The organism is Vreelandella azerica (assembly GCF_013112225.1).
In the GTDB taxonomy this organism is placed as follows: domain Bacteria; phylum Pseudomonadota; class Gammaproteobacteria; order Pseudomonadales; family Halomonadaceae; genus Vreelandella; species Vreelandella azerica.
Window position 1 is genome coordinate 362,148 of sequence record NZ_JABFHI010000003.1, and the last position, 18,668, is coordinate 380,815.

At 57.8% G+C, this 18,668-nt stretch carries 12 protein-coding genes and 6 pseudogenes; 9 read left to right on the forward strand and 9 right to left on the reverse strand.

Going from position 1 to position 18,668, the window contains the following annotated elements; all coding sequences use genetic code 11:
• Positions 1 to 229: 229 nt before the first annotated feature.
• The 4 genes from HLB35_RS09545 to HLB35_RS09560 are packed head-to-tail and all read left to right on the forward strand — an operon-like array spanning position 230 to position 4,125.
• Positions 230 to 1,006: a pseudouridine synthase gene (locus tag HLB35_RS09545; RefSeq protein WP_171702395.1), complete on the forward strand. Its 777-nt coding sequence runs from the start codon at positions 230 to 232 to the stop codon at positions 1,004 to 1,006.
• Between the two features lie 33 nt (positions 1,007 to 1,039).
• Positions 1,040 to 1,879: a tRNA cyclic N6-threonylcarbamoyladenosine(37) synthase TcdA gene (tcdA, locus tag HLB35_RS09550; RefSeq protein WP_171702396.1), complete on the forward strand. Its 840-nt coding sequence runs from the start codon at positions 1,040 to 1,042 to the stop codon at positions 1,877 to 1,879.
• Positions 1,857 to 2,093, forward strand: coding sequence for a DUF1653 domain-containing protein (locus HLB35_RS09555; protein ID WP_216601475.1), 237 nt, complete (start codon positions 1,857 to 1,859; stop codon positions 2,091 to 2,093). Before tcdA ends, HLB35_RS09555 begins: the two co-directional genes overlap by 23 nt.
• A gap of 34 nt (positions 2,094 to 2,127) precedes the next feature.
• On the forward strand, positions 2,128 to 4,125 hold the full coding sequence (locus tag HLB35_RS09560) for a RecQ family ATP-dependent DNA helicase (protein WP_171702397.1): 1,998 nt from the start codon (positions 2,128 to 2,130) through the stop codon (positions 4,123 to 4,125).
• 7 nt (positions 4,126 to 4,132) lie between these two features.
• Here HLB35_RS09560 and HLB35_RS09565 read toward each other — a convergent pair whose 3' ends face one another.
• Positions 4,133 to 4,408, reverse strand: coding sequence for a TIGR03643 family protein (locus HLB35_RS09565; RefSeq protein WP_171702398.1), 276 nt, complete (start codon positions 4,406 to 4,408; stop codon positions 4,133 to 4,135).
• A gap of 24 nt (positions 4,409 to 4,432) precedes the next feature.
• Positions 4,433 to 5,070 (reverse strand): annotated as a pseudogene (locus tag HLB35_RS09570) (class I SAM-dependent methyltransferase).
• Between the two features lie 446 nt (positions 5,071 to 5,516).
• Here HLB35_RS09570 and aceK point away from each other — a divergent pair.
• The 3 genes from aceK to HLB35_RS09585 all read left to right on the forward strand — a co-directional run bounded on the left by aceK (position 5,517) and on the right by HLB35_RS09585 (position 8,844).
• Positions 5,517 to 7,271, forward strand: a complete 1,755-nt coding sequence (gene aceK, locus HLB35_RS09575; RefSeq protein WP_171702399.1) for a bifunctional isocitrate dehydrogenase kinase/phosphatase — start codon at positions 5,517 to 5,519, stop codon at positions 7,269 to 7,271.
• A 30-nt stretch (positions 7,272 to 7,301) separates the two neighbouring features.
• Positions 7,302 to 8,012 carry an SIR2 family NAD-dependent protein deacylase gene (locus HLB35_RS09580; protein ID WP_171702400.1) on the forward strand — a complete coding sequence of 237 codons (711 nt, stop codon included), beginning with the start codon at positions 7,302 to 7,304 and terminating at the stop codon, positions 8,010 to 8,012.
• Positions 8,013 to 8,106: 94 nt separating this feature from the next.
• Complete coding sequence (locus tag HLB35_RS09585; RefSeq protein ID WP_171702401.1) at positions 8,107 to 8,844, forward strand: tRNA-uridine aminocarboxypropyltransferase; 738 nt, start codon at positions 8,107 to 8,109, stop codon at positions 8,842 to 8,844.
• Between the two features lie 9 nt (positions 8,845 to 8,853).
• On the opposite strand, the pseudogene HLB35_RS09590 reads toward HLB35_RS09585, so the two are convergent.
• From HLB35_RS09590 to def, 7 genes and pseudogenes are all read right to left on the reverse strand, one after another.
• Positions 8,854 to 10,102 (reverse strand): annotated as a pseudogene (locus HLB35_RS09590) (TraB/GumN family protein).
• Positions 10,103 to 10,176: 74 nt separating this feature from the next.
• Positions 10,177 to 11,623, reverse strand: a pseudogene (locus tag HLB35_RS09595) (TrkH family potassium uptake protein).
• 39 nt (positions 11,624 to 11,662) lie between these two features.
• A pseudogene (gene trkA / locus HLB35_RS09600) lies at positions 11,663 to 13,035 on the reverse strand (Trk system potassium transporter TrkA).
• An 89-nt stretch (positions 13,036 to 13,124) separates the two neighbouring features.
• A complete protein-coding gene (locus HLB35_RS09605; protein ID WP_171702402.1) occupies positions 13,125 to 13,331 on the reverse strand; it encodes a dodecin in 207 nt (68 codons plus the stop codon).
• A gap of 51 nt (positions 13,332 to 13,382) precedes the next feature.
• Positions 13,383 to 14,719, reverse strand: a pseudogene (gene rsmB / locus HLB35_RS09610) (16S rRNA (cytosine(967)-C(5))-methyltransferase RsmB).
• On the reverse strand, positions 14,716 to 15,696 hold the full coding sequence (gene fmt, locus HLB35_RS09615) for a methionyl-tRNA formyltransferase (protein WP_171702404.1): 981 nt from the start codon (positions 15,694 to 15,696) through the stop codon (positions 14,716 to 14,718). The pseudogene rsmB and the gene fmt overlap by 4 nt, the downstream one beginning before the upstream one ends.
• A 3-nt stretch (positions 15,697 to 15,699) precedes the next feature.
• Positions 15,700 to 16,211 (reverse strand): annotated as a pseudogene (def, locus tag HLB35_RS09620) (peptide deformylase).
• A gap of 204 nt (positions 16,212 to 16,415) precedes the next feature.
• Between def and HLB35_RS09625 the strand changes: the two are divergent.
• Together HLB35_RS09625 and dprA are read left to right on the forward strand one after the other, a co-directional pair.
• On the forward strand, positions 16,416 to 17,453 hold the full coding sequence (locus HLB35_RS09625) for a LysM peptidoglycan-binding domain-containing protein (protein WP_171702490.1): 1,038 nt from the start codon (positions 16,416 to 16,418) through the stop codon (positions 17,451 to 17,453).
• 51 nt (positions 17,454 to 17,504) lie between these two features.
• Positions 17,505 to 18,653, forward strand: coding sequence for a DNA-processing protein DprA (dprA, locus tag HLB35_RS09630; protein ID WP_171702405.1), 1,149 nt, complete (start codon positions 17,505 to 17,507; stop codon positions 18,651 to 18,653).
• Positions 18,654 to 18,668: the final 15 nt, after the last annotated feature.

Genomic DNA, 18,668 nt, shown 5'->3' on the forward strand with positions numbered 1-18,668 from the left:
CGACAGCTGATAACGACGAGTCAGAAATTACTTGCAAAAATATATGCAGCTGGCCTCCGACGAAGAGTGATTCACACAGCAAGTATTCACCAGCATAACGGGCAGCCAAGCGGCTGCCCGTTATGCTTTATCTGGCAGCTGGGTGACATTCTTCCCGCAAGCCGCGACAATGGTTGCCTGACCCTTATCAGGATTAACGATGATCAGCTGAACGCTGGCGGAGACTAGGATGTTGCCACTGACAATACTTTATCAGGATGATGATTTGGTGGCGGTTCACAAACCAGCTGGGCTTCTGGTTCACCGTTCGCAACTGGCTCGGGGAGAGCGTGAGTTTCTGCTCCAGCGTTTGCGTAATCAGCTGAACAGACGGGTGTATCCGGTGCATCGGCTGGATCGCCCGACCTCAGGTGTGATGGTGTTTGGGTTCTCATCCGAGGTTGCGGCACGTCTAAGTGCCTCCTTTTCGGAGCGTCAGGTAGAAAAACGCTACCTGGCAGTGGTGCGCGGCGTGGCCCCCGAACAGGAACGGCTGGATTACCCGCTGCGCGAGGAAGACGGCACGCGCCCCAAGGCACAAATGCCGGCAATGCCCGCCATGACCGATATCCGCCGCCTGGATAGCGTAGAATTGCCGGTGCAGGTGGATCGTTATCCGGTGGCCCGCTATTCGCTGGTTGAAGCCCGGCCCCTGACCGGGCGACGCCACCAGATACGCCGTCATCTTTCCCGGCGTGGCTACCCGATCATCGGTGATGCCAAACATGGCAAAAGTATCCATAACCGCTTTTTTGCCGAGCGTTTTGCGGCCCCACGCTTGTTGCTGGCAGCGACCTGGCTGGCGTTTGATCACCCGCAACAGGCCAAGCGCGTTCAACTCAGTTGTGCCCTGGATGACACCATGACGGCACTGTTCGAACACCTCGGCTGGGCAGGGCACCTGCCGTTGGATAGCGTGCGAACGCCGCCCTGCAGTGAAGGTCGTTCATCCATTTCTCCAGTGTGAATATCGCTGGTTGATTATCTTTGTGGAGTTTTCATGGCGGTGCAAGAAAGCCCTGTGCGTGAACTAGCTGGTCAGGATTATGAGTTGCGTTTTGGCGGCATCCGGCGCTTGTATGGCCGCCGTGCAGCAGAGGCTTTTCGCACGGCGCATGTAGTGGTGGTAGGTGTTGGTGGGGTGGGTAGCTGGGCCGCTGAGGCATTGGCGCGTTCCGGTATTGGCCGCTTGACCCTGATTGACCTGGATGATGTGTGTGTCTCCAATGTGAACCGCCAACTGCATGCACTGGATGGTACCATTGGCCGCCCCAAGGTAGAGGTGCTGGCCGAGCGCTGCCGGCTGATTGCCCCGGAGATGGAGGTGATCGCTGACAGTGCCTTTGTCACGCCGACGAATCTGGCTGAACGCATTCCCGATAGCGCTGACCATGTGGTGGATGCGATTGACAGCGTCGTGGCCAAGGCGGCGCTGATCGCCTGGTGCAAGCGGCGCAAGATAGCGATTACCGTTACCGGAGCGGCCGGAGGGCAAAGCGACCCGACGCGGATTCAGGTGGCTGATCTCACCCGCACCGAACAAGACCCTTTGCTGGCCAAGGTGCGCTCGCGCCTGCGCCGCGACCATGGTTTTTCACGCAACCCCAAGCGGCGCTTTGCGGTGGAGTGTGTCTATTCGGATGAGCAACTTATGTATCCGGGCGCCGATGGCGAAGTCTGCGCGCAGAAACCAACCAACGCAGAAGCCACCCGTCTGGATTGTGCCTCGGGCTTTGGTGCCGCTACTTTTGTGACCGGCACCTTTGGCTTTGTCGCCGCTTCACGGGTGTTGGCGCGGCTGGCGCGAAAAGCCACTCTTGATCAAGGAGCATCATCATGACACCCCCATTCCGGGTATTTATCGCCACTATAAAGGCGCACTTTACGAAGTGCTGGGCACGGCACAGCATAGCGAAAGTGAAGAGCCGCTGGTGGTTTACCGGGCGCTCTACGGTGATTACGGCCTCTGGGTACGTCCGCTTGATATGTTTACCGAAAACGTGACCAGGGACGGTCAAACCCAGCCGCGTTTTGCTCTTGAGAAGCCATTTTAAGCCTGCACCAATACCCACAGGGAAGGGGAGCGACATGACGACACCGCAGCAGACGCTGAAAAATGTATTCGGGTTTGATGACTTTCGCGGCGGCCAGCAGGCGGTGGTCGAGAATATTCTGAACGGGCATTCTGCGGCGGCCATTTTTGCCACCGGTGCAGGTAAGTCACTGTGTTATCAATTACCTGCACTGCATCTGCCGCATCTGACCCTGGTGGTGTCGCCACTGCTGGCATTGATGCAGGATCAGCTCGCCTTCCTCCAACGCCTGGGCATTGCGGCGGCCAGTATTGATTCCACTCAGGATCGCGACTCGGCGCGTGATGTGATGGAGCGCGCCCGGCGTGGCGAGCTAAAAATTCTGATGATCTCGGTAGAACGGCTGAAAAACGAGCGTTTTCGCCACTTTTTGCGTCAGGTGCGTATTTCCCTGATGGTGGTGGATGAAGCTCACTGCTTATCTGAATGGGGGCATAACTTTCGCCCGGATTACCTCAAGCTGGCGGTTTATCAACAGGAGTTTGCGATTCCCCAGGTATTGCTGCTCACCGCCACGGCAACGCCTGCAGTCATTGCCGATATGCGCGAAAAATTTGCCATTGCCGAGGAGCACGTCACCACCACCGGTTTTTACCGGCCCAACCTGACGCTGTGGGTGACGCCTGCCATGGAAAATCGCCAGCAGCAGCTGATTGAGTGGCTAGTGCCGCAGATGCAGCCAGGTCATCAAGCCCCCACCATTATTTATGTGACCCTGCAACAAACGGCCGAGCAGCTGGCCCGCGCGCTCAGTGCCCAAGGCATTGCGGCCCAGGCCTACCATGCGGGGCTGGATTCCGCTCGCCGGGAGGCTATTCAGCACCAGTTCATGCAGGGGGAGTCGCCCTGCATTGTGGCCACGATAGCCTTTGGTATGGGTATTGATAAAAACAATATTCGCAATGTGGTGCATTTTGATCTGCCCAAATCGATCGAAAACTACAGCCAGGAAATTGGCCGGGCAGGGCGCGATGGCCAGCCGGCGACCTGTTTAACCCTCGCTGGGCGTGACGGCTTGCGCGTGCTGGAGAACTTTGTGTACGGCGATACCCCGGAGTACGCCGGTATTTGCCGCCTACTGGAAGAGATACAGTCAGCGGCGCAAACGCCGGATCACCAATGGGAAGTGCTGCTGAACACGCTTTCGCGGGATACCAATATCCGCCTGCTGCCGCTGAAAACTCTGCTGGTGCGTCTGGAAATGCACGGTATCATTGCGCCGCGTTTTGCGTTTCTGGCGGAATACCGGCTGCGCTATCATGTGGCACCCGAAGCGCTGATCAACCGCTTTGAAGGTGAGCGAGCTGCCTTTGTGCGCCTGCTGGTCGATAACATTCCGATTGCCCACACCTGGGGAACCGTGGATTTTGATCGCCTGCACCAGGCCGGGCAGGCAGGCCAGATTGACGCCTCCCGCGCTCGGGTGATTACCGCCCTTGAATACTTCCAGGAAAAAGGCTGGCTGACCCTGGAAGGCAAGCGAATGACCGATGTCTATGACATCCGTCAGCCTGATTTTTCCATCGAGACGCTTGCCCGTCAGCTATACGACGACTGCCTGATGCGCGAGCGCGCCGAAATCGAACGGCTTAATGCCATGCTGGCGCTGTTTGAATCCGATACCTGCTTGACGCGGCGCCTGGCGGAGCACTTTGGCGACACCACCTTTGATGCGCCACCAGATACCGCCGAGGGCCGCTGCGACCATTGTTCGGTATGCGCCGGCCACCCCGCTCGGCTGCCCGAAGCGCCGCCTCTGCCCGGTTTAATCGAGGCTGATGTTAACCGCTACGCGAGTGCCTTTATTGAACGCCACACTGCCCAGTTGGGCCAGCCACCCAATGCCCGGCGGCTGGCCCACTTTCTATGCGGCCTGAGCATGCCAGTGTTTACCCCGCTCAAAGCCCGAAGTATTAACGGTTTTGGCGTGTTTGAGCAACGCAGTTACCGCGATGTGCGTGAATGGGCGTTAGGGGTTCTGGAAATAAGCTGATTACTGCTCAACGCTTGTACTGGGTGGGGCAGTAGGCGCGGCTGACGTCTGGTGAGCGCAGTGCCTTGTGTTTGGTGTTGCGCCCGCTGACTCGCTGGCGCCAGAGCTTGAACGAGTTGGGTTTGAGCTGGTGGCGCATGATCTTGATTACGTCCGGCTCGCCCAGCCCGAACAGGTTTTCGATGGCTTCAAAGGGGGTGCGGTCTTCCCAGGCCATTTCAATGATCCGGGATTGCTCGTCTTCCGGTAGCCGGCGAAAGTGCTTGATGGCCGCTGAGGGCATAAAAATGTCTCCTTGTTGAAGTCTTCAGTGAGCGCTGTCGGGCGTTGTCTGCTTGGCGGCCAGCAGGGCGCGGAACAGGCCGTTCATCATCACGGGTTCGTCGTGAAGGATGCTGAAACCGGCGTTGTCTAGCAGTGGGGTCGCCTGGCGGGTGATATCAGTGGCTAGTGCTGAAGTTACCACGTTGAAGCCGCGACGCAGCGCTCCAGCAGGGTGGTCGTCGGGCTGAAATTTGTCCATCACCCCTAGCTGGCCGTCGTCGCTGAGCACGCGGTGAGCTTCCGCCAGGCCCCGCACCGGGTCGGGCATTACGGCGATAATCAGGTGCATGATCACCACATCAAAATGGCCATCCGGATAGGCCAGCGCTTCAGCATCCATTACCTGGCAGGCCACGTCGCGGCGCAACGCTTTAGCGCGCTGCTGGCTGCGCTTGACCATGGCCGGGCATATATCGGTGGCATGCAGCTCAATATCCGGGGAATGAAGGGAATATCCAGGCCAGTACCCGCCCCGATCAACAGCACCCGCATGCTCGGCTGCCAGTCTATCTGGCCAAGGGAAATGCGCCTTGGGCGACGCAATGCGCGTTCGGCAACGGCATCATAGAGAGGCGCATAAGCCGTATAGCGCAAACGGTTCCAATCGGTTGAGTTGAGCATGGTGACTCCCGCAGTCAATGGGCGGGTAATTGAAGCTGACCCACAAGACATGAGTCTAAGCCAAAGTCCCCGTTACACGCCAACCGGGTATTGCTAAAGTGAGTGGCTGACCTTTATCAGGTTCGCCTCGCATCCAGCGCCACCGTCAGGGAAGCTGAACAAAAACCTTAGGGTCTGTTGACGTTTCCTCACGGCCGCGACAGAGGCACTTTTGGTGCAGAGCAAGGCGTGAGGAGCGTGGTTGGGTGGTTCCCAATCAGTGACGAACAACGCAGGGCTGTGCCAAAGGGCCCTGTCCCTTCGGGTTGCGCACCAAAGAACGCCATGCGGCGTTGCGCCACTCGGTAAGGGCACCACCATTGCCGTCGTGTCGCGCCTTGCCCGACGCCCTTTGGCGCAGCAACGCGGTTCGCGATGAAACGTCAACAGACCCTAGGAGATATGCCGTGAAATTATCCCCCGCCTACCGCTTGGCTACGACTATTCTGCATGGTTTTGATGAATACCGGGCACGTTTCAAGGAAATCACCCGAGATGCCAGTCGGCGTTTTTGCGAAGCAGCCTGGCGAGAAGCCCAGCAGGCCTCGGCTGAGCGTATCAACCTGTACGAAGAAAAAGTAGGGGATACGCTGGCGCGCATGCAGCGTACTTTTCCTCATGAAGTCATGGCGCACTGCGAATGCTGGCGCGAGGCACGCAACCACTATGCAGAGCTGATCAGTCAGCGGCTGGATTACGAGTTGGCAGAAACCTTTTTCAACTCGCTGTTCTGTTCGATTTTCCATCACCGCCATATCCGTAATGACTGGATGTTCGTCTATAGCTCCCGGGAAGACGCCGCGCATCATTCGGGCATTGAGCTGTGTCGGCGCCGCGCTGTTCATGGGGATTGGCAGGGCGCCCTGGCATGGGCGTTGGAAGGCGCTGGCTTTAATAATCCGTTTGCCGACCTGGACAGTGATACTGCCTTGGGCGCGAATTTTCTGGAAAATCATCTCCCCAAGGCGATTCTGGATGCCGATGACAGCCAGGTTGAGCTGTTGATGCCGGTTTTCTATCGTAACAAGGGGGCGTATCTGGTCGGGCGCATCCTGGGCGGCGGCGAGCAGGTGCCGCTGGTGCTGCCGGTGTTACACGGTGAGGGGTATGGCGAACAGGAGGGCGCTGATTCCCGCCTGCACCTGGATACGGTGTTGATCGAAACCGATGAGGTCTCGATTATTTTCTCATTCACCCGTGCTTATTTTCAGGTGGATGTGCCAGTGCCGGGTGAATTCGTCAACTATCTTCAGCAGCTGATGCCACATAAGCCGGAAGGTGAGCTGTATGCGGCGATCGGTTTTTTCAAGCACGGCAAGACGGAATTTTTCCGTGCCCTGAATCATCAGGTAGCCAAGCGTGAAGACCAGTTCATTATTGCTCCTGGGGTGCGCGGCATGGTGATGGCGGTGTTTGTCTTGCCGTCATCCAGAACGGTGTTCAAGATCATCAAGGACCAGTTTGACCCGGTCAAGGAAATGAGCCGTGAGGATGTACGCGAAAAATACCGTCTGGTCAAACGCCACGATAGGGTTGGGCGCATGGCAGATACCCAAGAGTTCTCCAATTTCATTGCCCGACAGGATCACTTTGACCCAGAGTGTCTGGAACATCTGCTGGAGGTGTGTGCGTCAACGGTGTACCTGAAAGGGGATAAGGTCATCATCAAACACTGTTATACCGAGCGGATGATGACGCCTCTGAATATCTATCTGGAGGAGTGCAGCGAAGAAGAGACGCTGATGGTGCTCAAGGATTACGGCAATGCTATCAAGCAGTTGGCAGCAGCGAATATCTTTCCCGGTGATATGTTATTGAAAAATTTCGGTGTAACTCGTCAAAAGCGGGTGATCTTCTACGATTATGATGAGATCTGTTACCTGACTGAATGCAACTTCCGCCATATTCCCAAGTCATCCTATCTGGACGGTGATACCGGGTTTTCGGTGGGGCCTAACGATATTTTCCCGGAAGAATTCGGCCCCTTCCTGTTTGCTAACCCAAAACTGCGTGAACGCTTCCTCGAACTGCACCCAGAGCTTCTGGACGCAGACTATTGGCAGGGGTTGCAGCAGACCATTCGCGACGGGCGTGTGATAGATGTCTACCCCTACCGTAACAAGCAGCGTTTTGCGGGCAGTATGGGGCAGCTAGTATATTGATATTTCAAACACAACAGCGATGAGGTGGGTATGGCAGCACCGCACCTGGTGGTATTTACCGGTTCGGGCATTAGTGCTGAAAGCGGCATCAAGACGTTTCGCGCCAGCGATGGCCTGTGGGATAACCATCCTGTTGAAGACGTGGCAACGCCAAGTGCCTGGCGGCGCGACCCGCAGCGGGTGCTGGATTTTTACAATCAGCGCCGTGAACAGGTACGCAAGGCTCGCCCCAATGCCGCTCATAAAGCGCTGGCTGCGCTGGAGCAGGCAGGGTTTCAGGTCAGCGTGATCACCCAGAATATCGACGACCTGCATGAACGGGCAGGCTCTCGCCATGTGCTGCATCTACATGGCGAGATTCTCAATGCCCGCTCCTCGGTGGATAACCGTATGCGTTACCCACTGCCCAAAGGCGGCATCCGGATCGGAGATCTGTGCGATATGGGCAGCCAACTGCGTCCGGATGTGGTGTGGTTCGGCGAATCGGTACCGCTGTTTCCAGAGGCCTGCGATATTGTCAGTGAGGCTGATTTTTTGCTGGTGGTCGGCACCTCGCTGGCGGTCATGCCAGCGGCATCGCTTTTGAACCATGTGGCGATGGAAACGCCCTGTGTCGTTGTTGATCCTGATGCAGATGCCCTCAGCCCGCCCGGGGTGCTGGCTATCAACACCACAGCAGGTAAAGGCGTTCCCGCGCTGGCCAATCAGTGGCAGCGCCAGGGCAGCCTGATGCTGCCTTGAAGACCGCTAACGACAATCCGTCATGCCTGTGTTAATGGTGGGCATTGGCGCGTTGCCGTATACTGCTCGCCTTTTGCCAGAGGTGAAGGCGGTAATGTCCAATTCAGAGAATGGCGAACGTGACCCCGCTACCGGGCATCCACGTCCGCCGCGGCGTGAATTCAAGGCGCGGGGCAGTTTTGTCACACGTTGCGAAGGGTGTAATCTTCCTGAGCTCAACTGCCTGTGCCCTTACCAAGTGAAAGCGGATAGCATCGCCCAGGTATGGCTATTGACTCACTCTATTGAGCATTTCAAACCCACCAATACGGGACGATTAATTGGGGATGTGTTGACGCAAACCAGAGTGTTTACCTGGTATCGCACCGCGCCGGACGAAGAATTGGCAGCGCTGCTTGAAGACCCACGCTACGCGCCTTTTGTGATATTTCCTGATGACCAGCCTGATTACGCAGAACGCGTGGTCGATATTAATGCCGTGCATACGGTGAAGCAGCAAGCACGTATTCCGGTATTTGTGATTTTAGATGGCACCTGGCGCCAGGCGCGGCGGATGTTTCGCAAAAGCCCTTATTTGGATGCGCTGCCGGTATTGCCGCTGCGCACCGAACGAGAGACTCGCTATCGGCTCCGCAAACCTGCCTCTAAAGCGCACCTGTGTACGGCAGAAGTTGCTATTGAGCTGCTGCGCCAAAGTGGCGATGAGAATGCTGCTGATGTGCTAGACGATTACTTTGATGTCTTTAACGATAGCTATGCAGAGAGCCGCTACTATCGCAAAATTGCTCAACCAACCGCTGCCATGCAGCGGTTGTTAGATCGCAAGGGGTAGCGCCAGCGTTTAGCCAGCTTGGCCAAACAGGGTGCCTGCAATACGAAAGCCTGCAATCCAGGTGCCCGCCGCTGAACCCAGGGTAGCCATAATAAACACCAGCAGTGTGCGAGAGACGCGGTTTTTCCACCAACCTTTGAGCTGGGTGACATCATGGCGCAGGGTTGAGAAATCACGCACTTTGGGCTTGCGCATGTAAAGCTCAACGCCTGCGGCCACAAAGCCTGCGCCAATGGTCGGGTTAAGCGAGGTCAGCGGGGCCGCAAAGAAGGTGGCAATCACAGTGACCGGATGCGCCAGGGCGGCAATGGTGGCCGCGCCGGACAAGACGCCGTTGATCAGAAACCATTCCAGCACCAGCTGCCAGCCGAGATCTGTATTGCGGGAAAAGCCAATCGCAAAACCGGTCAGTACCAGAGCGGTAATCATCCAGGGCAGCAGTTTCCAGAATTTGCCCGGCGGGGGGAATGCTCCAGCGCCTGACGCTCGGTGGACGGCTGTTCGGGAAGCGGCGCTTTCAGGTGCTCACCTGTGCCCTTCAAATGGCCTGCCCCAAGCACCACCAGTACATGCTGGTAGCGTCCTGGCGGTGCATCCTCGGCCAGGCGCAGCGCTGTATGTAGCGGTCACGCTCGCGGATGAGGGGCGTATAAAGAGCTTCTGACTGGGCGGCGAACTCACTGAAGGTGGCCTCCAGCATATCGCCTTCCTTGAGCTTCTCGATATCCTCATGAGAAACATCCTGACGTGACAGGACGCTTCCCAGCAGACCGGAAAACAGTGAAAAGCGCTGCCACCAGGGCACGTTGCGATAGATGCGCTTGAGGGTGATGCCTACATCCCGGTCGATCAGCAGCAGGGGCAGCTTGCGGCGCTGTGCCTGTTCAACGGCGGCCCGCATTTCAGCCCCTGGCTCAATGCCTGATTGTTCGGCAATACGTTGCTGGAAAGCCCCCAGAGCAAGGCTGGCCGCGACCATGCCCGCCTTGCCCTGCTTGAACACCTGAAACAGATCCTGCTCGCCCATGGCCTCGGGGTTGGCCATATTCTGGTGGCGGGCATCACATAGCTCGATGGCTACTGCATCAAAGGCGCCGGTGTCGATCAGTTTGGTGACATCATCGGCACTTTCCGCCGACACATGGGCGGTGCCCAGCAAGGTGTACCGGGTATTGCCAACGGTCAGGGTCTTGAGCGGCCCGCTGGTCGCGGGCAAGGTACTTGAATCGGAATTTGATAAGGGATCAGTGAGACTCATGCAGTATTCTCAGTCAAAAAGTAAAAGGCAGGCAGGCGTTAATCAGGGCATTGATCAAGGCGTTAACCCTGCGATCAACGCCGCCAGAAAGCTGGGGTAAACAGCACCAGAATAGTGAAAATCTCCAGGCGACCCAGCAGCATGGCCAAGACCAGAATCCACTTGGCCAGGGTCGGCAGGTTGCCGTAGTGGCCGCTGGCCTCTCCCAGTGCAGGGCCGAGGTTGTTAAGCGCTGAGCCAACCGTTGACCAGGCGGTGACCTGATCCACTCCGGTGGCCATGACGCCTACCAGCATCAGGAAAAACAGCATGACGTAGGCCGAGAAAAACCCCCAGACGGCCTGGGCAATGCCATCAGGCACGCTGACCTTGCCAACCTTGACGGCAATGACCGCATTAGGGTGAATCAGGCGCATGACCTCACGCATACCCTGCTTGATAATCAGAATGATACGGATTACCTTCATGCCGCCGCCGGTAGAGCCGGAGCAGCCGCCCACAAAGGCGGCCATAAACAGCAGAAAGGGCAGAGCGCCTGGCCAGGCAGAAAAATCAGCCACTGCAAAGCCGGCGGTCGTCGCCACAGAAACCACTTCGAACAAGCCGTGGCGCAGGCCGAGTTGAGTATCGTAAGTGCCGGTTAGCCAGAGAGACACCACAGTGATCGTCGTCAGACCCAGCAGGAAGAGCAGTAAAAACGTGCTTCCGGATCCTGAAAATAGTGGCTTAGGCTTTTTCTCGCCAGGCCATAAAGTGCAGGCTGAAACTCAAGGCGGAAATCAGCATGAAGGCGACGCAGATCAGCTCAATGGTCGCGCTGTCAAAATGCCCGATGCTGGCATCGTAGGTGGAAAAACCGCCAATCGCCACGGTCGAGAAGCTGTGCCCCAAGGCGTCAAACCAGCTCATGCCGGCCGCCATATAGGCGACCATGCAGGTCACGGTCAGCGCTGCGTAGATATACCACAGCGCCTTGGCGGTTTCGGTAATGCGCGGGGTCAGCTTGGAGTCTTTCAACGGCCCGGGGATTTCTGTGCGGTAGAGCGCCATGCCCCCCACGCCAAGGGTTGGCAGAATCGCAACGGCAAGCACCACAATCCCCATTCCGCCCAGCCATTGCAGCTGCTGGCGATAATAGAGAATCGATTCGGGCAGAAAGTCGATACCGGTGATCACCGTAGCGCCCGTGGTGGTCAGCCCGGAAAAGGACTCGAACACCGCATCGGTAATCGATAGCGAATCAGCGCCGAACAGCATCAGCGGCAGCGAACCAAACAGTGCCAGCACCGTCCAGAACATGGCGGCGATAATAAAACCGTCGCGAATACGCAGTTCCTTATGGGCGCGGCGGTTGGGCAAGTAAAGTAGCAAGCCCGTCAGCACCGTGATGGCAATGCCGGTCAGAAAAGCCTCCCAGACGCCATCGCGAAACCATAACGAAATCAGTATGGGCGGCAGCATGGTCAGGCTGAACAGCATCAGCAGCAGCCCCAGAATCCGCAATATCACCCTTAGGCTCATAGTAAGCGTTTACTCCTAGTTTGACTGCCCAAGGGCGGTTCAGAAGAACGTCAGGCCAACCTGGAACAGGCGTTCCACATCACGGATGCGGCGTTTGTCGATGACAAACAGAATGACGTGATCGCCGGATTCGACCATGACGTTATCATGGGCAATCAATACCTCCTTGCCGCGCACAATGGCACCGATGGTGGTGCCTTCAGGCAGGTCGATATCGCCAATGGTGCGACCTACCACCCGGGAAGACTGTTTATCACCGTGGGCGATGGCTTCAATGGCCTCAGCGGCGCCACGGCGTAGGGAGTGGACATTGACAATATCGCCACGTCGCACGTGGGTCAAAAGACTGCCGATAGTGGCCTGCTGGGGCGAAATGGCGATATCAATGTCGCCCCCTGCACCAGATCGACATAAGCAGCATTGTTGATCAGGGTCAGGACTTTCTTGGCGCCGAGACGTTTGGCCAGCAGTGACGACATGATATTGACTTCATCATCATTGGTTAGCGCACAGAAAATATCGCAGTCTTCGATATTTTCTTCTTCCAGCAGGCGCTTGCTGGTGGCGCTTCCGTGCAGCACCACAGTGCGGTCGAGCCGCTCGGAAAGGGTGGTGCAACGCTCCAGGCTGTGTTCGATAATCTTGACCTGATGGCTATGCTCAAGGTGTTCGGCCAGGCGCTCACCGATATTGCCGCCACCGGCAATCACCACGCGCCTGAAGTCACGCTCAACGCGGCGCAGTTCGCTCATTACAGCACGGATATCACGACGGGCGGCGATAAAAAACACTTCGTCATCGGCTTCGATGACGGTATCCCCACGGGGAATAATAGGGCGGTTCCGCCGATAGATGGCCGCTACCCGAGTGTCCACATTGGGCATATGGCGGCGCAGAAAAGCCAGATCCTGGCCGACCAGAGGGCCACCATAAAAGGCTTTGACGGCCACCAATTGCACCAGACCGCCGGCAAACTCCAGCACCTGGAGGGCGCCTGGGTGTTCAATCAGGCGACGCACATGGTCGGTCACTACCTGCTCGGGGCTGATCAGTACATCAATCGGAATGGCTTCGTGGGCAAATAATCCTTTACGCGTCAGGTAGGCGGTGGCGCGCACTCGCGCAATCTTGGTCGGGGTGCGAAACAGAGTGTGAGCGACCTGACAGGCAATCATGTTGATTTCATCGGCGCTGGTCACGGCGATCAGCATATCGGCGTCTTCACAGCCGGCCTGGCGCAATACCATGGGGTAGGAACCTGGCCCTGTCACGGTGCGAATATCCAGCTTGGTGTGCAGCTCGCGCAGCTTGTCTGCGTCGGTATCAATCACGGTGATGTCATTTTCTTCACGCGCGAGATGTTCTGCCAGCGTGCCGCCCACCTGGCCAGCACCGAGGATGATAATTTTCATGGTTTGCGGTTATCTCAATGCGCAGACGTTACATTGCAATAAAAAGCGGCGACTCGTATGAACAGTCGCCGCCAGAATGCAGGGTCACATCATTCGAGGGTAAAGCCTACCTTGATAGTGACCTGCCAGTGGGCTACCTGACCATCTTCGATGTGGCCACGGGTGTCGGTGACTTCAAGCCAGCGCATATTTTTGACGGTTTCTGCGGCCTTGGCCAAGGCGTTCTGCACGGCTTCTTCGATACCTGCGGGAGACGAACCGGTAAGTTCGATATGCTTGTAGGTATGATGGCTCATGAATGACTCCTCAGAAAGTCGTTAGTGATTAAATAGCCGACGTCACATCGCTTAGATGCCCGACTGCTTTTCCAGTCTCGCATAAAAAAGCCGTCGTGACTGTCGGGCTGCGGGAAAAGTTGTCTTCCGGCGCCACTTTCGATACCCCAGGCAAGTTCTTTCGGCGTGGTCACCCAGGCATCCGGGGTGCGCTTGAGAAAGCTGTCAATCTGCTGGGCGTTTTCCTCAGGCAGCACTGAACAGGTGGCATACAGCAGGGTACCGCCCGGGTTGAGCAGCGGCCAGAGGTTATCAAGCAGGCGTGCCTGAAGCTTTGCCAGCTGGCGGATATCTTCCTTGCGGCGTAGCTTCTTGATGTCCGGGTGGCGGCGTATCACGCCAGTGCCCGAGCAGGGGGCATCCAGCAGAATGGCGTCAAAGGCGGTGCCTTGCCACCATTGGCGGTCAGCGGCATCGCCGTGATGCAGATCGGCTTTCAGCTTCAAGCGGCTAAGGGTGTCTTCCACTCTCGCCAGGCGTTCGTTATCGCTATCGACGGCGGTGAGGGCAATATCGAACTGCTCCAGCAGGTGGGCTGTCTTGCCGCCCGGCGCGCAGCAGGCATCCAGTACGTGGGCACCGGGGCGCGGGGCAATCGCTGGCCCGAGCAGCGCCGCGCTGATCTGTGCCGCTTCATCCTGAACGCTGACATCGCCGTGGTCAAAGCCTGGCAGAATACTGATATCACACGGTGTCTGCAGGGTGATGCCATCCGCTGCGTGGGGGCAGAGGTGGCTCTGTATGCCCTGTTCATCAAGCTTGGCCATATAGGCTTCACGGTCGTTATGGCGCTGGTTGACTCGCAGTGTCATGGGGCCGGGCTGGTTGTTGGCAGTGGCAATCGCCTGCCAGTGATCCGGCCAGGCCTCGCGCAACTCTGCTAGCAGCCATGCGGGGTGCTCCAGGGCAATATGCACTTCCTGATCAACCTGTGCCTGAAGAGCCTCTGACTCCCGCTGCAGGCGCCGCAGGCAGCCATTCAGTACTCGGGTAGCCCATTCTTTGCCCAAAAGACGCGCCGCACCGGCTGTTTCACCCACCGCCGCATGGGCGGGAATGCGCATATACAGCAGCTGATAAATGCCCAGAAGCAGCAGTGCCTGTATATCCTGATCGCGCTTTTTCAGCGGTTGCTTGAGTAACAGCCGCGCCAACGCTTCAAGGCGTGGCAAGCGGCGGCAGGTGCCAAAACACAGCTCCTTGAGCAGCGCACGATCACGCGCGATGACGCTGTGCTCATCAAGGCCAGCCAGTGAACCCTGGTCGGTTAATACTGGCAACAGTGCGCGTGCAGCCGCAGCGCGCACTTCCTGACCGCTACCGGTAGGGGCGGATGGCGTGGATTTCATGAGAGGCCTCCTGATAGCGGCTGACCCAGCCGTGTACCCGGTGTTAGCAAGCCATGCTTAGCGTTGAGCAGTTCACGCGCGGAAAGCGCCTTGCCGCCGGGCAGCTGCGCCTGGAAGATATTAAGAACCTGCCGCCCATCAGCCCCGCAGGCAATGCGTAAATGGTCGGTGCCGGGGGAAAGCAGGGTGCCGGGTGCTGCGTGTTGATCGGCATTATCACCGGCAGTAGCCATCCACAGACGCAGGCGCTTGTCTTTAGCAGCGCACCAGGCCACCGGCCAGGGGTTGAAGGCGCGGATTCTGGCGGCCAGAACGCCAGCCGGTTGAGTAAAGTCGAGTTCTGCCTCGGCCTTGGTGAGCTTGGCCGCGTAGGTAACCCCTGTTTCAGGCTGAGGCGTGGCGGTGGCCTCGCCCTTGGCCAGGGCATTGAGGGTCTCCACCAGCAGCGCCGCGCCCAGTTCAGCCAGGGTGTCATGCAGTTCACCGCCGGTAGTGGTCGGTGTAATCGGTGTACGCGCTTCACTGAAGACGGCGCCGGTATCAAGCCCTGCATCCATCTGCATGATGGCCACACCGGATTCGCTGTCACCGGCTTCTATTGCACGCTGAACCGGGGCCGCGCCGCGCCAGCGGGGCAGCAGTGAGCCATGCACGTTAACGCAGCCCAGGCGAGGAATGTCCAGCACTGCCTGCGGCAGCAGCAGACCGTAAGCGACCACCACCATGACATCTGCCTGCAGGGCGGCCAGCTCCGCCTGGCTGTCAGCGGCTTTTAGCGAGGTGGGCTGGTAAACGGGCAGGCTGTTATCCAGCGCCAGCTGTTTTACCGGCCCTGGCACAAGTTTTCTGCCTCTGCCAGCAGGGCGGTCAGGCTGGGTAAAGACGCCCACCACCTGATGCGGGCTTTCAAGCAGCGCCGCCAGGCTGGTGGCGGCAAAGTCGGGGGTGCCGGCAAACACAACGCGCAGTGGAGACATCAATCAGGCACCCTGTATCTGTTTATGGCGCTTTTGCATTTTCTTGGCGACCCGGTTGCGTTTCAGGGGGAGAGGTAGTCGACAAACAGCACGCCTTCCAGATGGTCCAGTTCATGCTGGATACAATGGGCCAGCAGGCCATCGGCTTCAAGCTCATAGGCGTCGCCGTTGCGGTCGAGGGCACTGAGTTTGACCTTGAGATAGCGCGGCACTTCAGCATAGTACTCAGGGATGGAGAGACAGCCTTCAGACAGGAAGTCCTTGTCATCCCCAATGGGCGTATAGCTTGGGTTGATCAATACCAGCGGCTGGCTGCCATCATCGCTGACATCCATGACCACCACACGGCGGTGAACATCAATCTGGGTAGCTGCTAGGCCGATGCCACTGGCGTCATACATGGTTTCCAGCATGTCATCAACCAGTTGACGCACTTCGTCGTCGACCTTTTCAACCTCTGCTGCCTTGGTACGTAGGCGCTCATCAGGAAATTCTAGAATCACAAGTTTAGCCATAGCGTTACAATTACCGTTATGCTGAATCTTTGAAGTGAACACGCCACACAGTTTTGACTGGCGGTGTTCCATTTACTGGCCACTATAGCATGCCAATAACCACTGAGCATGGGGCGCCATTGACGTCTTGGATAAATCGGGAGCATCACAGTGAAGCCGCATAGCTGTAACCTTTTCTCAAGCGTTCACGGAGCGCCCCGCGCTCTGGGTATTTTCAGTATTGTTGGTCTGCTGTTGGCAGCGTTGCCGGTTCAGGCCTGGGAGCGTGTGCGCGATGATGCGCCTTCCCAATACACCGTCACTAAGGGGAATACCTTATGGGATATTGCCGGGGAATTTCTGTATGCCCCCTGGCAGTGGCCCGAGCTATGGCGCGCCAATCCGCAGATCGAGAATCCGCACCTTATTTATCCTGGTGATAATCTGAACCTGGATAATTGCCAGGGAAACCCTTGCATTGTCATGGAGCGTGGCCAGCAGACCGTCAAGCTGTCACCTCAGGTGCGTACCTTGCCCCATCGCGAAGCCATTACACCACTTCCTTTGGAAACGGTCAGGGCTTTCTTGCGTGATCATCGCATTATTAATGAAAAAGAAGCGCTGGAGGAGCTGGCGTATGTGGTCGCCGGCGATAACCAGCGCCTGATTAGCGGTGCCGGTGACCTGATCTTTGCCCGCTCGACTGACGCTGATACGGGTCAAAACCGCATCGTGCGCGGAGACCCGGTCGAGATCTATCGACATGGCGAACCCTACCAGAGTGCCAGCGGTGAAATACTGGGATTGGAGTTGATCAAGATCGGGGAAGCCTATGTTGCGCGTCGCGAAGGCGAGATTATTCAGTTGGAAGTTCGCCGCGCCAATCAGGAAGTACGCAACGACGACTTGATATTGCCGCTGGAAGAGACTGCACTGGATGACAACTTCATGCCCCGTGCGCCGCGAGCTGAGCTTTCCGGTACGATTCTGGCAGTTCCTGGAGGAGTGCGTTTTATTGGCCGCCTGCAGGTGGTGGCTATTGACCTGGGCAGCCGCGATGGCTTGCAGACGGGGCATGTATTGCGTATTGATCAGGCCGGTGAGCGGGTGAATGATCCGCGCACCCAGGAAGTGCTCCAGATACCTGCAGAAGAAGCCGGTTTATTGATGGTATTCAAGCCCTACGACAATGTCAGTTATGCCTTGGTTATGGAGGCATCGCGCACGCTTGAAGTAGGCGACTCGGTACGTACGCCGCGCTGACGTGGTGGCAATACCCAGCAAGGATAGCGGTTTTTCAGACAAGGAGGTGGTATGCAAGCGAGTGAATGGTTGGTGTTGAATGCCCTACCGGGGCTGGGTGCTCAGCGGATTGCCAAGCTGGCGGAGCAAGCCCCTGAATGGCCTCATGGCTGGTTGGCGCTGTTGCCGGGGCAGGCAGCCTCCGAGTTGCGCCTGTGGTTGGATCACCCCAATCGCAGCCCGCTGCAAACCATGCTGGAAAACAACCTGGCCTGGGAAGCGGCCAGCCCACGGCGTGCTATTTTGCATCGTGGTCATTCGGCCTGGCCTGGGCTGCTGGGGGAAATTGCTGACCCGCCTCCGGTGCTGTGGGCGCAAGGCGACCTGAGCGCGCTGGCACTGCCTGGGCTTGCCATGGTCGGCACGCGTCACCCGACATCGGAAGGCGCGCAGAACGCCCAAGCCTTCGCCCGGGATTTCGCAAGCCGTGGCTGGTGTGTGGTCAGTGGCATGGCGTTGGGCGTGGATGCTCTGGCGCAACGTGCAGCCCTGGACGCAGGCGGCGCCAGCATTGCCGTCCTGGCCAGCGGTATCGATACTATTTACCCCGCTCGCCACCGTGATCTCTACCAGCGCTTAAGCGAGTCAGAGGGTGGCCTGGTGCTGGCTGAGCATCCTTTGGGCACTCAGGCACGGCCCGCGTTTTTCCCGCGTCGCAATCGCATTGTTACCGGGCTGTCTCTGGGTACCCTGGTGGTGGAAGCGGCTGAAAAGAGTGGTTCCCTGGTCAGTGCCCGCTTGGCCCTGGAGCAGGGACGCGAGCTGTTTGCCATTCCCAGTTCGGTGCATAACCTTCAGGCCCATGGTTGCTTGCGCCTGTTACGCAACGGCGCGACCCTGGCACGCAGTAGCCAGGATATTCTTGATGAGCTACAGCACTGGGCAGAGAACTTCATGCCACCCGTGCCTGTTAATGGGCAGCCGAAACAAGCGGCTGCTTCCGCTAATGGTGGTTCCCCTCCTGAGTCTTTGTCGTTACTCGAAGAAGACCTGCCCGATGAACTGCTGAGACTGCTGAGTGAGACACCCACGCCTATTGATCGCCTGGTGCAACTGGCGGACATAGCGGTGAGCGAGTGCCAGCGGCGGCTTTTGATGCTGGAGCTGGATAACCGGGTCGAACAGCGCTCAGGAGGATGGGTACGGCTGCCGAGGCCATGATAGGATAGCGGCTAA

Coding starts and splice junctions, on each gene's coding strand:
- fmt (WP_171702404.1), bottom strand. CDS start 15,696: ATGTCTCCACTGCGCGTTGTGTTTGCCGGCACCCCCGACTTTGCCGCC.
- HLB35_RS09585 (WP_171702401.1), top strand. CDS start 8,107: ATGTCCAATTCAGAGAATGGCGAACGTGACCCCGCTACCGGGCATCCA.
- HLB35_RS09580 (WP_171702400.1), top strand. CDS start 7,302: ATGGCAGCACCGCACCTGGTGGTATTTACCGGTTCGGGCATTAGTGCT.
- HLB35_RS09545 (WP_171702395.1), top strand. CDS start 230: ATGTTGCCACTGACAATACTTTATCAGGATGATGATTTGGTGGCGGTT.
- tcdA (WP_171702396.1), top strand. CDS start 1,040: ATGGCGGTGCAAGAAAGCCCTGTGCGTGAACTAGCTGGTCAGGATTAT.
- HLB35_RS09605 (WP_171702402.1), bottom strand. CDS start 13,331: ATGAGCCATCATACCTACAAGCATATCGAACTTACCGGTTCGTCTCCC.
- dprA (WP_171702405.1), top strand. CDS start 17,505: ATGCAAGCGAGTGAATGGTTGGTGTTGAATGCCCTACCGGGGCTGGGT.
- HLB35_RS09565 (WP_171702398.1), bottom strand. CDS start 4,408: ATGCCCTCAGCGGCCATCAAGCACTTTCGCCGGCTACCGGAAGACGAG.
- HLB35_RS09560 (WP_171702397.1), top strand. CDS start 2,128: ATGACGACACCGCAGCAGACGCTGAAAAATGTATTCGGGTTTGATGAC.